The sequence below is a fragment of the Nocardiopsis sp. CC223A genome (genome assembly GCF_030766825.1).
Classification (GTDB): domain Bacteria; phylum Actinomycetota; class Actinomycetes; order Streptosporangiales; family Streptosporangiaceae; genus Nocardiopsis.
The window spans coordinates 1-12827 of the sequence record NZ_JASFDV010000004.1 but is presented as its reverse complement, the minus strand read 5'-3'; the positions used below and the strand labels follow the sequence as shown (position 1 = coordinate 12827).

Genomic DNA, 12827 nt, shown 5'->3' with positions numbered 1-12827 from the left:
CCACTGGTAGAGCGCGTACCTCTTGAGTATGCACTCCTTCATGGGATGATTTGTGAGTGCCTCACCTCAGTGATCTCATCAGGCGACAGACGTCCCTCAAGCAGGCCGATCTGGAGTGGATCCACTCCCTCGTGTCCGATTGGCAACTGTTGGCCGACCTCTCCTTCGCAGACCTGGTGCTGTGGGTACGGTTGCGCGAGGACGACGGCTGGGTGGCCATCGCGCAGATGCGCCCCACCACCGGCCCCACCGCGTTCCAGGACGATCTGGTGGAGACCGTTCTCTACGACGATATGACGGATGTCACATCGCGTACCGCGCCCCGGGTCGTGGGCCGGCGGGCGCTCATCGACCGGGCCTGGCACGAGGGCCGTATCTGCCGCGACGGCGACCCGGACTGGTCGGGCGGGGTCCCGGTGCGCGAGGAGACCATTCCGGTGCGCCGGGAGGGCAACCTCATCGCGGTCATCCAGCGCAGCACCAACCTCAGCTCCGCCCGCACCCCCAGCCGTCTGGAGCTCACCTACCTCCAGAGTGCGGGCGACCTGGCGCAGATGATCGCCGAGGGCGTGTTCCCGTTCATCGACCAGGGCCCGCTCATGGTGCGCTCGCCGCGCGTCGGCGACGGTCTGCTGCGCCTGGACCAGAACGGCGAGGTCGTCTACGCCAGCCCCAACGCCCTGTCGGCCTACCGGCGGCTGGGGCTCACCGCCGACCTGGTGGGCGCCCGCCTGGACCGCATCACCCTGGAGCTGGCGGCGCCGGGGGAGGCCCGCGACGAGAACCTCACCTACACGGCGGGCGGCCGGGCGCCGCAGGAGGCGGAGGTGGAGGCGCGCGGGGTCACCGTGCAGCTGCGCGCGATCCCGCTCATCATCGACGAGGTGCGCATCGGCGCCCTGGTGATGGTCCGCGACGTCACCGACCTGCGCCGCCGTGAGCGCGAGCTGATGACCAAGGACGCCACCATCCGGGAGATCCACCACCGGGTCAAGAACAACCTTCAGACGGTGGCGGCCCTGCTGCGGCTACAGGCGCGGCGGCTGGACGTGCCCGAGGCGCGGGCGGCACTGGACGAGGCGGTGGGCCGGGTCGGTTCCATCGCCATCGTCCACGAGATGCTGTCGCACACCCCCGATGAGGTCGTGGACTTCGACGACATCGCCGACCGGGTCATCCAGATGGCGGCGGAGGTCTCCTCCACGTCCGCGGGCAGCACCGTGGTGCCGCGCCGGGTGGGCGGGTTCGGCCTGCTCAACGCCCTGGTGGCGACGCCGCTGTCGATGGTGCTGGCGGAGCTGGTGCAGAACGCCGTGGAGCACGGCCTGGGCCAGGGGCCGGGATCGATCGAGGTGCGGGTGCGCCGGTTCGAGGGCGGCCCGGGGTACACGGGTGCGGGAAGTCTGGAACTGGCCGTGTCCGACGACGGCGGTGGCCTGCCGGAGGACTTCGACCTGGAGGGCACCACGAGCCTGGGGTTGCAGATCGTGCGGACCCTGATCGTGGGCGAGCTCGGGGGGACTCTGGCCATCAAGCCCAAGGAGAACGGCGGGACCGAGGTGGCGATCACCCTGCCGCTGGACCGGGAAGAGGCGTCGTTGCCCTGACGGAAGGCACGAGGGCGCCCCGCTGCGCCGGGCGGGGACCCTTCGGAGCCGCTTCCGGCCGTTGACCGGGGGGCGGCGTCGCCGCGTCGGATCAGCCGCGTACCATCGGACGGTGGGAGATGCCCCGCCTCTTCTTGATCAGGCGGCGCTCGTCCTCGCTGGTGCCTCCCCAGACACCGCCGTCCTGACCGCTCTCCAGAGCCCAGTTCAGGCAGGCGGAGCTGACCGGGCAGCGGTGGCACACGGCCTTGGCCTCTTCGATCTGCATCAGGGCCGGGCCGAAATTGCCGATGGGGAAGAAGAGTTCGGGGTCTTCGTCACGGCAGGCTGCGTTGTGGCGCCAGTCCATGCGGTCCACTCCTCATGTCGAGGTCCGGGGGCTTGTGAAGATTTTCACGAACACTGCACGGCGGGCGCCCGATGGATGGGTCCCACCGGTGTGGTCCGGCCACGGGTTCATCCCGCGGCCACATGGGAAACGCCCAAATTAACTCGCCCGTAACTCGCGGCGATATCTTGAGCGTGGCAGGCCCGCCCCCCGGCGTGCAAGGGCTCTCGGGGTCAAAGGTCCCGTAAGGCATGTCGCATGCGTCACAGTGCCGTTGAATGGCCGCGACACCGACAATTAACAGACGATTCGTAATGCCTTCGGTACGGAATGGAAGTTGACCTCTTCCCGCTCTCCGAGGTACTCACCGTCGATTTGGAACGCCCGCGGATGGGATGACGTGATCCGCAGCGTCTCCTGATCGTGCCAGGTCAGATAGCCGTCGCCGCGGGCGGGCAGCCCTTTGGGGAAGAACATCTGCGAAAGAATCCACCCCGTGAGCGGGTGGCCGGCCTGGGTGAGCGCGAAAGCGTCCAGCCCCAGCTCGAAACGGGAGGAGGGGGTGGGCTGGAGCGGCAGCGCGCCCGCGTAAGTCCACGGCGTGGTGTTGGTGACGAGAGCGAAATAGACGTCGTTCACCTCGCCCTCGCGGGTCTGCACTCCCAGTGAGGGATCGCGGATATCGCCGCCGAAGAACAGCTTGACCGCGACCTCCGCGTACAGCGCCGGGGTCGCCCTGCGCCCGTTCGCCCGCTCGTGCTCCACCCGCTGGACCACGTCCGCGTCCCAGCCGAACCCGGCGCAGAAGGTGAAGTAGCGGTCGTCCCGGTCGCTGGTGATCCGCCCCAGGTTGATCTCGCGCTCCCGGCCCGACCGCAGCGCCTCCAGGATCGTCCCGGTGGCCTCCACCGGGTCCCCGGGCACTCCCAGGGCGCGGATGAAGACGTTGGCGCTGCCGCCGGGGATGACCGCGTAGCGCGGTCGCTTCACTCCCGGCGGCGTGGCCAGCAGGCCGTTGACGACCTCGTTGACGGTGCCGTCTCCGCCCAGGCTCAGCACCAGGTCGTACCCGTCGGCGGCCGCATCGCGGGCCAGTTCGACCGCGTGGTCGCGGTACTCGGTCTCGGCGACGGTCACGTCCAGCTCCGACGCCAGGGCGCCCAGGATCACCTCGCGGGTCCGCGATGTGGTCGTGGTCGCCTGGGGGTTCACGATGAAAAGGGCGCGCACACGGCCAGTGTAGGGCCATCCGGTGCGCCCCCGGCGATCCGGGAGCGCCGGGGGCGCCGGGCGCGGCGGCCCGCAGCGGGCGGGGCGGGAACGGGGCGGATCAGGGCCGGGATAACCTCGAAAGGTGTCTTCCGAGGTCTCTTCCCGCCCGTTCACCGTCGTCGCAGCAGCAGCGCTGGAGGCGCTGATCGGGCTGGCCGCCGGCATCGGCGGGCTCTACAGCATGTTCACCGCGGTCACCGGCCGCACCGGCGAACTGGACAGCGCCCTGCCGCTCACCGTCATCGGGCTGGGGGTGGCGGCGCTGCTGGTCTTCGTCGCCCAGGGCCTGTGGCGGCTCAAGGAGTGGGCGCGCACACCGGTCTTCGTCACGCAGATCTTCCTCGGCGTGGTGGCGTACTACATGTTCACCAGCGGCCAGTACCTGATCGGCGCCGTGCTGGCGGCCGTGGCGGTGGCCGCCTCGGCGGCGGTGCTCTCGCCTCCGACGACCGCGGCCCTGTTCCCCGGTGAGTGGGGAGAGAAGAAGGATCGGTGAGCCGCGGCCGTCGGTGCGCGTCAGTCGTCGGTGGTCAGGGCCTGTCGCAGCTGGGCCAGCGTGCGCGCCAACAGGCGCGACACGTGCATCTGCGAGATGCCGAGTTCCTGGGCGATCTGCGACTGGGTCATGTTCCCGAAGAACCGCAGCAGCAGGATCCGCTTCTCCCGGGGCGGGAGCTGCTCCAGGAGCGGCTTGAGCGACTCCCGGTACTCCACACCCTCCAGGGATTCGTCCACGATCCCCAGCGAGTCGGCCACCGCGGGTGCGTCCTCGTCGCCGCTGTCCGGCGCGTCCAGCGACACCGTCGAGTAGGCGTTGGCGGACTCCAGGCCCTCCAGCACCTCCTCCTCGGTCATCTGCAAATGCACCGCCAGCTCGGCGACCGTCGGCGAGCGCCCCTCGCGCTGCGACAGGTCGCTGACCGCCTTGGTCAGTGAGAGCTTCAGCTCCTGGAGACGCCGGGGGACCCGGACGGCCCACCCCTTGTCCCGGAAGTGGCGCTTGATCTCACCGACGATGGTCGGTGTGGCGTAGGTGGAGAACTCCACCCCCCGCTCCAGGTCGAACCGGTCGATCGACTTGATCAGCCCGATCGTGGCGACCTGGGTGAGGTCGTCCAGCCACTCCCCCCTGTTGCGGAACCGGCGGGCCAGGTACTCCACCAGTGGCAGGTGGAGTTCCACGAGCTCGTCACGGATCCTGCGCCGCTCCTCGGAATCGGCGTCGAGTTCGTTGAGGCGTTCGAACAGCGCTCTCGCGCGCGCCCGGTCGGGCACCGCGTGCTCGGTCTTCGCGGTCAGAGCGGGCCCCCTTTCGCTCACGCCGGCTCCAAGGTGCCACGGCGTTTGTACAGGACGATGGAGACACGGTCGTCGGGGCCGACCTCGGCGTCGACCTCTCCGGCCAGGGCGGACAGTACCGTCCAGGCGAAGGTGTCGCGTGCGGGAAGCCGGCCGTCGGCGGTGATCACCGAGACGGAGATGCGCATCCCGTCCGCGGCGAGCTCGAACTCGGTGGTCAGTTCCGTGCCGGGCAGCGCCTGGGAGAGGAGCATGGCGCAGGCCTCGTCGACACCGATCCTCAGGTCCTCGATCTCGTCGAGGGTGAAGTCGAGTCGGGCGGCCAGGCCCGCCGTCGCCGTGCGCAGGACGGACAGATATGCGCTGTCCGCAGGCATGTTGACGGTGACAGCGTCGCGTACACCGATGGCGTCGGCCATGGGCACGGCGGTTTCTTCGGTCACGTCCCTCCTTCGGGGGGCGAGGTTGCCGCTTGAATGCAATGTATCTCGTTTCACCCTGCCACTGACGCAGGGAGAAAGGATCGTGTCCGCGCGATCGGATCGAACGCGAGACGAACGGTCGTGATCAGGGGCTCGGGGAGCCCAGAGAGGTCAGGGCTTCGCCGTCCAGGCGGCGGACCGTCCACTCGCTCATGGGGCGCGACCCGAGCGCCTCGTAGAAACGGATGGACGGCTCGTTCCAGTCGAGCACGGACCACTCCAGGCGGGTGTGGCCCCGCTCCACGCAGATCCGCGCCAGGGTGCGCAGCAGCGCCAGGCCGTGCCCGCCGCCGCGGGCCTGCGGGCGCACGTAGAGGTCCTCCAGGTAGATCCCGTGCCTGCCGGTCCAGGTGGAGTAGTTGAGGAACCACACCGAGAAACCGACGGTGACGGGGACCCCGTCCGGTCCGGGTGCCTCGGCGATGTGCGAGAACACCTTGGGCTCGGGGCCGAAGAGCGCCGTGCGCAGGTCGTCCTCGGTGGCGACCGCCGCGTCCGGCTCCTTCTCGTACTCGGCCAGCTCCCGGATCATCGCGACGATCTCCGGGACGTCGTCGGGCACGGCGGGACGGATCATCGGATCACCTCGGTCGCGGAAGGAGACAGGGCCTCTTCCCAGCCTACGCGCACGCCGACGGGCGTCAGGGGCGGTGGGCGACCAACCGTTCGACCGTTCCGAACAACAGCCGGTCGTGGTGGCCGACCCGGAAACCCGCCTCGGCGGCCGCCTCGCGCGGCGCCCGCCGGGGGTTCTCACGGCGGCGTTCCCACAGGCGGGCGGGGAGGCGGGGGCGGCCGATCCGCTCCGCGGCCAGCAGCCGCCCGCCCGGCACCAGGACCCGGTACATCTCCCGCAGCGCCTCCTCCCGGCCGTCGACGGCGCCCAGGGCGAGCGTGCACACCACGGTCTCGAAGCTCTCGTCGGAGAAGTGCAGGGACCGGGCGTCGCCCTCGGCGAAGCGGGCGACCAGTCCCAGTTCCTCGGCGTGCTTGCGGGCCGAGGCCAGCGCCGCCGGGTCCGGGTCGATCGCGGTCAGCCGCACCTGGGGCGGGTAATAACGCAGGTTGGCGCCGCTGCCCACACCGACCTCCAGGGTGCGCTCGCGCGCCCCCGCGCACAGGATCTCCCGGGTGCGCCGCAGGGAGGGGCCCTCCCAGGGCTCCGCGCGCCCCGTCCACGGTCGCCGTACGTTCATGTCCTCGCCCGCTGTGCTCACCACCCCGACTCTGTGTCCCCTGCGGCCCCGGGTCAAGAGGTGGCGGCGCGTTTCTCCGGGAGAGGGCACGAAAAACGGGCGGCCCGCCCCCCACGGGGGAGCGGGCCGCCCGCGGGGTGGTTCACAGCACCTTGGACAGGAAGGCCCGGGTGCGCTCGTGCTGCGGGTTCCCCAGCACCTCGGCGGGGTCGCCCGCCTCCACGACCACGCCGTCGTCCATGAACACCAGGGAGTCGCCGACCTCGCGTGCGAACCCCATCTCGTGCGTGACGACCATCATGGTCATGCCGTTCTCGGCCAGGTCCCGCATCACGTCCAGGACCTCGCCGACCAGCTCCGGGTCCAGGGCGCTGGTGGGCTCGTCGAACAGCATCAGCGACGGCTCCATCGCCAGTGCGCGGGCGATCGCCACACGCTGCTGCTGGCCGCCGGAGAGCTGGTCGGGGTAGGCGGTGGCCTTGTCGGGCAGACCCACACGCTCCAGCAGGTCCAAGGCCTTGGCCGTGGCCTGGGCCTTGGGGACCCGCTTGACCTGCACCGGCGCCTCGATGATGTTGCCCAGCACGGTCAGGTGCGGGAACAGGTTGAAACGCTGGAACACCATGCCGATGTCGCTGCGCTGGGCGGCGACCTCGGTCTCGCGCAGCTCGTAGAGCTTCCCGCGCTTCTGCCGGTACCCCATCAGTTCGCCGTTGACCCACAGGCGTCCGGCGGTGAGCTTCTCCAAGTGGTTGACGCACCGCAGGAAGGTCGACTTGCCCGACCCCGAGGGGCCGATGATGCACATGACCTCGCCCCTCTCGACCTGGAGGTCGATGCCCTTGAGCACCTCCAGGCGGCCGAAGCTCTTGTGCACGTTCTCGGCGACCACGAGGGCGTCGGAGGGCAACTCGACGCCCTCGGGGGTCTCGATGACCGACTCGTTCTGCTCGCTCATCAGTGCGCCCCTCCGACGATGCGGTTGCGGATGCCGCCGTACTGGCCGGGGTTGAAGCGGCGTTCGATGAAGTACTGGCCGACCATCAGGACGCTGGTGATGGCCAGGTACCACAGGCACGCCGCCACCAGCATCGGGAAGATCTGGTAGGTCCGGGCGCCGATCGCCTGGAGCTGGTAGAACAGCTCGATCGTCACCGGGACGTACGCCAGCAGCGCGGTGTCCTTGAGCATCGCGATGGTCTCGTTGCCGGTGGGCGGGATGACCACCCGCATCGCCTGCGGCAGGGTGATGCGCCGCAGCACCTTGGACCGGCTCATGCCCAGGGCCTGGGCGGCCTCGGTCTGGCCCTTGTCGACCGACTGTAGGCCCGCCCGGATGATCTCGGCCATGTAGGCGCCCTCGGAGAGCGACAGCGCCATCAGGCCGGCGACGTAGCCGCTCAGCAGGGTGCGCGTGTCGATCTCGAAGAAGCGGGCGTCGCCTTCGAGGCCGAGCCAGGCCATCCAGTAGTTGTCGAACGGCAGGCCCAGCTCGATGGTCTGGTAGAGGATCGCCAGGTTGCCGAAGAGCACGGCCAGGACCAGGCGCGGCACGCCCCGGAAGAACCAGGTGTAGAGCCAGGAGACGGTGCTCAGCACCGGGTTCCCGGACAGCCGCATCACGGCCAGCACGATGCCCAGGACGATGCCGATGACCATCGACAGGACGGTCGCGCTGATCGTGACCCACACGCCTCGGACGACGGGGTCCGAGAACATGTGATCCACCATGAACGGCCAGTTGAAGGCGTCGTTCGTGAAGAGCATGTGCACGAACATCGATGCCAGGAGCAGGACGGCTCCGGCGGCGACCCACCGTTCGGGGTAGCGGACGGGGACGGCGGTGATGGGTTCGGCCGGTCGGCCCGGAGCCGGGGTGTTGCTCGGCTCCGGGCCGCCCACCGGTGAGGTCGGTGAGGTCACGGGTCGGACTTTCGCTCGGTGACGGACAGGGGAGGTCTTCCCTTACTCCGTGATGGCGGGGTTCACCTCGGCGGACTCCAGGCCGCCGGCCTCGACGCCCCACTCGGCCAGGACCTGCTCGTAGGTGCCGTCCTCGATCATGGCGTTGAAGGCGGCGGCGATGGCGTCGGCCAGCTCGGTGTCGTCCTGGTGGGTGAGGATGCCGTAGGGCGCGGCGGAGTACTGCTCGCCGATGAACTCCAGGACGCCCTCTCCGGTCTGCTCCAGGGCGTACGCCGAGGTGGGCATGTCGGCCAGGGAGGCGTCGTTGACGCCGGAGACCACCGTCTCGGTGGCCAGCGGCTGGTTCTCGAACTTCTGGATGGTGATGGGGTCCTCACCGGCGTCCACGCAGGCCTGGCTGCGGGCCTCGATGTCCTCGTCGTGGGTGGTGTCGGACTGCACCGCGATCCGCATGCCGCAGGCGTTGTCGGGGTCGACGTCCTGCGGGTTGCCCGCCTGGGCGAACCACTGGGTGCCGGAGGAGAAGTAGGAGACCATGTTGACCTGCTCCATGCGCTCCTCGGTGATGGTGAAGGAGGAGGAGCCGAGGTCGTAGGTCTCGGTGTCGACGCCGATGATGATGGAGTCGAAGGTGGTGGGCTCCCACTGGGCCTCCAGGCCGAGCTTGCCCAGGGCGGCCTCCAGCAGGTCGACGTTGAAGCCCAGGACGGTCTCGCCGTCGGCGTCCAGGAACTCGCCGGGCGGGTAGGACGCCTCCACACCGATCGTCACGGAACCGGCTTCGGCGATGTCGGCGGGGACCAGGGCGGCCAGCTCCTCGTCGACCTCGACGGTGGGCGCCTCGGGCGTCGCGCCCTCGTCGTCCGCCGGGTCGGAACCACCGCAGGCGCTGAGGGCGAGGACACCGGCCAGTGCGAGGGCGCCGACGGAGAAGGGCGCGGACAGGGGCTTGTGCAGGGCCATCGTGAATCTCCTCCTGGAGCACGAAGTGCCTGGTCGGAGTCGGGTTCGCGGCCCCTTCACCCGAACCAAAGCGACATACGGTGCGATATGTGGCAAATGTTGATACGTCGGTGACGTCCTATCGTGCCGACCCTGCGATTTTCCTGCGGTCACCGTTGTGAGAGGATTGCGTAACGGGTCATCCCCGTAGTGAGGCGTACGCGCAGAACTCGCATAAGAGTCAGGCGAAGCACGACCTCTCCGGCGACACCACCGGTCATGGCCGACCGGCGCTGGAGGGGGCTCCCCTAGCACGGCACACCGGCTTCGCGCGCGGTACGCACCGACACGACACCACCCGCCACGTCATGGCCGACGGCGGCGGCAGCAAGACCTTGAAGGGTTTTCGATGACCAGCGATTCTTCTTCGCGTACCCGGAATCCGAACCTGGACGACGACCCCGCCTTCGCTCTGCACCGCGGCGGGAAGCTCCAGGTCACCTCCACCGTCGACGTGCACGACCACGAGGGCCTGTCCCTCGCCTACACCCCGGGCGTCGCCCGCGTCTGCAACGGCATCGCCGACTCCCCCGAACTGGTGGAGGACTACACCTGGCGCAGCAACCTGGTCGCCGTCGTCACCGACGGCACCGCGGTCCTGGGCCTGGGCGACATCGGCCCCGAGGCCTCCCTGCCCGTCATGGAGGGCAAGTCGCTGCTGTTCAAGCAGTTCGGCGGCGTCGACTCCGTCCCCATCGCGCTGGCCTGCACCGGTGTCGACGAGATCGTCGAGACCGTGGTGCGGATGGCCCCGTCCTTCGGCGGCATCAACCTGGAGGACATCTCCGCCCCCCGCTGCTTCGAGATCGAGAAGCGGCTGCGCGAGCGGCTGGACATCCCCGTCTTCCACGACGACCAGCACGGCACCGCGATCGTCACCGTCGCCGCCCTGCACAACGCCGCCCGCCTGACCGGGCGCACCCTGGGCGACCTGCGCGCGGTGGTCTCGGGCGCGGGCGCGGCCGGGGTCGCCGTCACCAAGATGCTCATCGACGGCGGCATCGGCGACATCGCCGTGGCCGACTCCAAGGGCATGATCTACGACGGCCGCGAGGGCCTGACCCCCGTCAAGCAGGAGCTGGCCGCGATCAGCAACAGGGCCGGCCTGCGCGGCTCCATCGAGAGCGCCCTGGCCGGGGCCGACGTGTTCATCGGCCTGTCCGCGGGCGAGGTCCCCGAGGCCGTCGTCGCGACCATGGCCCAGGACGCGATCGTGTTCGCGATGGCCAACCCCAACCCGGAGATCCACCCGGACGTCGCCCGCAGGTACGCCGCGGTGGTCGCCACCGGGCGCAGCGACTTCCCCAACCAGATCAACAACGTCCTGGCCTTCCCGGGCGTGTTCAGGGGCGCTTTCGAGGCCCGCGCCACCGACATCACCGAGAACATGAAGCTGGCCGCCGCCACGGCGCTGGCCGGACTCGTCGGTGACGACCTGGCGGCGGACTACATCATCCCGAGTTCCTTCGACGAGCGGGTGGTCCCGGCGGTCTCGGCCGCCGTCGCCGCCCAGGCCCGCGAGGACGGTGTCGCCCGCCGCTGACCGGACACACGGGAGGGCCCGGAAGGCGCGCCCCCGCGTCGCCTTTCCGGGCCCTCCCCATCCGTGTGCCGTGGATGCGGCTACCTGTCGGTGCCGCTCCCGCTGCCGGGGTCGTCGACCGCCTGGCTCCAGGGGTCGCCGCCGCCGTCGGCGGGCGGCATGGGCCGCGCGGCCCTGGGCTCCTCCTCGGGCTCCGCGGGCTTCCCGGCCTGCGGGGCCTCCTCGGCCTTCGGAGTCTCCTCCGGCTCCTGCGCCCCGGGCTCCGGCCGCTCGGCGGAAGGGGTCCCGGAGCCGTCGGCCCGGTCGGTCTCCGGCTCCGCGGAGTCCTTGCCCGGCGGGCCCCAGGTGCGCGCGTCCCGGCGGATCACCTCGACGGTGTCGTCCAGGATGCGGCGCAGGTCGTGCAGGGCGGCCCCGCCGACCGTGCCCGCCTCCCTGGCCACGTCGCGGACCCGCTCGCTGAACTCGCGCAGGGCCTGGTCCAGGTCCGGGGTACGGCCCTGACCGCCCCGCCCCCAGACCGCGCCGAAGGCGCCGAACCCCTGGGTGAACTTCTCCCACTCGCGCGACCAGCGCTGGCCGTCGTCGCAGGAGTGGTCGGCCTTCGCCTGCTCGCGGTCCCGCTCCCGGGACTCCTGCCCCGCCTCGGCCCCGGAGGCCCCGGCGGCGGTCTCCTCCTGCCTCGGAGCCTCCTCGGCCGGGGCCTCCCGTCCGGTGTCCTCCTGCTTCGGCGGCTCCTCCGCGGGACGGCGGGCACCGCCCGCGGCGAACTTCAGCTCCTCGCGCAGCGAGCTGATGGTCTCCCGCACGTCCTGCTTGACCGCCCGGGCGATGTCGCGCACCGAGTCGGTGATCTCCCGCTCCAGGTCGTCCAGGTCGCGCTCGCGCGCCCGCAGCTCCTCACGCCCCTTGTCGGTGAGGCTGTAGACCTTGCGGCCGCCCTCCTCGGTGTGGGTGACCAGCCCCTCCTCCTCCAGGCGGGCCAGCCGCGGGTAGATGGTGCCGGGGGAGGGGGAGTACACGCCCAGGAACCGGTCCCGGAGCAGGCTGATGATCTCGTATCCGTGCCTGGGGCTCTCGTCCAGCAGCTTGAGCAGGTAGAGCCTGAGCCTGCCGTGTCCGAAGAAAGTGCTCATTCATGCCCCCTCGGGGATCGCGGCCGGAGTCTCGGGCGCGCGCCGCAGCAGCGCGGTCCGGTTGGACGCCGAGTTGATGGTGATGGTCGCCGGGTCCACGCCGCTGCCGATGCGCCCGCTCAGGACGGTGCGGGCGCGGCCGCCGCTTCTGTCCAGGCCGAAGTCGGAGTCCACCGACGAGCCGGCGTTGCGGATCTCCACCGAGGCGGAGGTGTCCGCGGGCACCCGCAGGGCGACCTCGCCGGAGACGGTGTTGATCCGGACCCGGGCGGCCGGGGCCACGTCGGTGTCGGCCAGCACGGAGCCGGAGACGGTCTTGGCGCTCAGGGAGGAGACGCGCCCGCCGGCCACGGCCAGCTGCCCGCTGACGCTGTTGAAGGCCAGGCTCCCCGACACGTCCCGCAGGGAGGCGTTGCCGGAGACGGTGCCGATGTCGGTCTCGCCGTTCGCCCCGTCCAGGGTGACCTCGCCCGAGGCGGTCTTGAGCTTGGTGCGCGATCCCACGCCGGCGACCACGATCGGCGCGCTCATGGTGGTGACGTCGACCGGGCAGTCCCGGGGGACGCGCAGGTTGACGGTGGCGCTGCGCCGCTGCACCTGCTTGTAGCCGCCCAGCTGGACCGGGCGCAGCCGCTCCAGCAGCCCGGACCCGGTGAGGTCCTCGTAGTGGATGGTGAGGATGCCCGCCTCCTGGACGGCCAGGAGGGGCTCGCCGACGATGTCGGTCACCTCGAAGGTGACCGGGTCGTCGGTGGGAAGAATGTTGACCTGGCCGCCGAGGATCCGTACCCGCAAGGCCACGATGCCGTCGAGGGTCTGGGTCGTCGGCCTGTCGATGGTCCAACGTGCCATCGTGTGCACCCCTTCGCTCGCTCCGATGCCTTCACGATATGTCGCGAGTGGGGCGAACTCAAGATATGTCGCGGATTCTCGGGGGTGTCTCCGGGTTCTCCCCGACGCGCCCCGGGGAACCGCGGCCGACAACGCACGGAGTCACGGAGAACGGCACCCCGGAAACGCGAGGGGGCCCGGGATC

The 12827-nt window shown here is 70.4% G+C and carries 14 protein-coding genes; 3 read left to right on the top strand and 11 right to left on the bottom strand.

All coding sequences use genetic code 11. The annotated features are described in order from the left end of the window. The first annotated feature begins 56 nt into the window (after positions 1-56). Positions 57-1607 carry a sensor histidine kinase gene (locus QJS33_RS02565; RefSeq protein WP_306366204.1) on the top strand — a complete coding sequence of 517 codons (1551 nt, stop codon included), beginning with the start codon at positions 57-59 and terminating at the stop codon, positions 1605-1607. Between the two features lie 91 nt (positions 1608-1698). Here the strand turns inward: QJS33_RS02565 and QJS33_RS02560 are convergent, their stop codons facing one another. Further along, complete coding sequence (locus QJS33_RS02560) at positions 1699-1956, bottom strand: WhiB family transcriptional regulator (RefSeq protein ID WP_306366203.1); 258 nt, start codon at positions 1954-1956, stop codon at positions 1699-1701. A 276-nt stretch (positions 1957-2232) separates the two neighbouring features. After that, positions 2233-3165, bottom strand: a complete 933-nt coding sequence (locus QJS33_RS02555; protein WP_306366202.1) for a diacylglycerol kinase family protein — start codon at positions 3163-3165, stop codon at positions 2233-2235. A gap of 124 nt (positions 3166-3289) precedes the next feature. Here QJS33_RS02555 and QJS33_RS02550 point away from each other — a divergent pair, with 124 nt between their 5' ends. Then, a complete protein-coding gene (locus tag QJS33_RS02550; protein WP_306366201.1) occupies positions 3290-3703 on the top strand; it encodes a hypothetical protein in 414 nt (137 codons plus the stop codon). Positions 3704-3723: 20 nt separating this feature from the next. Here QJS33_RS02550 and QJS33_RS02545 read toward each other — a convergent pair whose 3' ends face one another. From QJS33_RS02545 to QJS33_RS02515, 7 genes are all read right to left on the bottom strand, one after another. Further along, entirely contained in the window at positions 3724-4482 is a 759-nt protein-coding gene (locus QJS33_RS02545) for an RNA polymerase sigma factor SigF (protein WP_306366319.1), read from the bottom strand. A gap of 41 nt (positions 4483-4523) precedes the next feature. Further along, positions 4524-4949: an anti-sigma factor gene (locus QJS33_RS02540; protein WP_306366200.1), complete on the bottom strand. Its 426-nt coding sequence runs from the start codon at positions 4947-4949 to the stop codon at positions 4524-4526. A 124-nt stretch (positions 4950-5073) separates the two neighbouring features. After that, positions 5074-5565: a GNAT family N-acetyltransferase gene (locus QJS33_RS02535; protein WP_306366199.1), complete on the bottom strand. Its 492-nt coding sequence runs from the start codon at positions 5563-5565 to the stop codon at positions 5074-5076. Positions 5566-5629: 64 nt separating this feature from the next. Beyond that, entirely contained in the window at positions 5630-6184 is a 555-nt protein-coding gene (locus QJS33_RS02530; protein WP_306366318.1) for a class I SAM-dependent methyltransferase, read from the bottom strand. Positions 6185-6326: 142 nt separating this feature from the next. Beyond that, a complete protein-coding gene (locus QJS33_RS02525; protein WP_306366198.1) occupies positions 6327-7142 on the bottom strand; it encodes an amino acid ABC transporter ATP-binding protein in 816 nt (271 codons plus the stop codon). Then, the gene (locus tag QJS33_RS02520; RefSeq protein WP_306366197.1) at positions 7142-8107 is read right to left on the bottom strand and encodes an amino acid ABC transporter permease; all 966 of its coding nucleotides are present in this window, start codon (positions 8105-8107) and stop codon (positions 7142-7144) included. Before QJS33_RS02520 ends, QJS33_RS02525 begins: the two co-directional genes overlap by 1 nt. A gap of 42 nt (positions 8108-8149) precedes the next feature. Next, on the bottom strand, positions 8150-9073 hold the full coding sequence (locus QJS33_RS02515; protein WP_306366196.1) for an ABC transporter substrate-binding protein: 924 nt from the start codon (positions 9071-9073) through the stop codon (positions 8150-8152). Between the two features lie 388 nt (positions 9074-9461). Here QJS33_RS02515 and QJS33_RS02510 point away from each other — a divergent pair, with 388 nt between their 5' ends. After that, complete coding sequence (locus QJS33_RS02510; RefSeq protein WP_306366195.1) at positions 9462-10655, top strand: NADP-dependent malic enzyme; 1194 nt, start codon at positions 9462-9464, stop codon at positions 10653-10655. An 80-nt stretch (positions 10656-10735) separates the two neighbouring features. Here QJS33_RS02510 and QJS33_RS02505 read toward each other — a convergent pair whose 3' ends face one another. Next, positions 10736-11791 carry a helix-turn-helix transcriptional regulator gene (locus QJS33_RS02505; protein ID WP_306366194.1) on the bottom strand — a complete coding sequence of 352 codons (1056 nt, stop codon included), beginning with the start codon at positions 11789-11791 and terminating at the stop codon, positions 10736-10738. After that, positions 11792-12643: a DUF4097 family beta strand repeat-containing protein gene (locus QJS33_RS02500; RefSeq protein WP_306366193.1), complete on the bottom strand. Its 852-nt coding sequence runs from the start codon at positions 12641-12643 to the stop codon at positions 11792-11794. Positions 12644-12827 lie beyond the last annotated feature (184 nt).

Excerpts from the sequence above, each read along its gene's own strand:
- QJS33_RS02515 (WP_306366196.1), bottom strand. The coding sequence starts at position 9,073 with ATGGCCCTGCACAAGCCCCTGTCCGCGCCCTTCTCCGTCGGCGCCCTC.
- QJS33_RS02530 (WP_306366318.1), bottom strand. The coding sequence starts at position 6,184 with ATGAACGTACGGCGACCGTGGACGGGGCGCGCGGAGCCCTGGGAGGGC.
- QJS33_RS02560 (WP_306366203.1), bottom strand. The coding sequence starts at position 1,956 with ATGGACTGGCGCCACAACGCAGCCTGCCGTGACGAAGACCCCGAACTC.
- QJS33_RS02535 (WP_306366199.1), bottom strand. The coding sequence starts at position 5,565 with ATGATCCGTCCCGCCGTGCCCGACGACGTCCCGGAGATCGTCGCGATG.
- QJS33_RS02500 (WP_306366193.1), bottom strand. The coding sequence starts at position 12,643 with ATGGCACGTTGGACCATCGACAGGCCGACGACCCAGACCCTCGACGGC.
- QJS33_RS02510 (WP_306366195.1), top strand. The coding sequence starts at position 9,462 with ATGACCAGCGATTCTTCTTCGCGTACCCGGAATCCGAACCTGGACGAC.
- QJS33_RS02525 (WP_306366198.1), bottom strand. The coding sequence starts at position 7,142 with ATGAGCGAGCAGAACGAGTCGGTCATCGAGACCCCCGAGGGCGTCGAG.
- QJS33_RS02505 (WP_306366194.1), bottom strand. The coding sequence starts at position 11,791 with ATGAGCACTTTCTTCGGACACGGCAGGCTCAGGCTCTACCTGCTCAAG.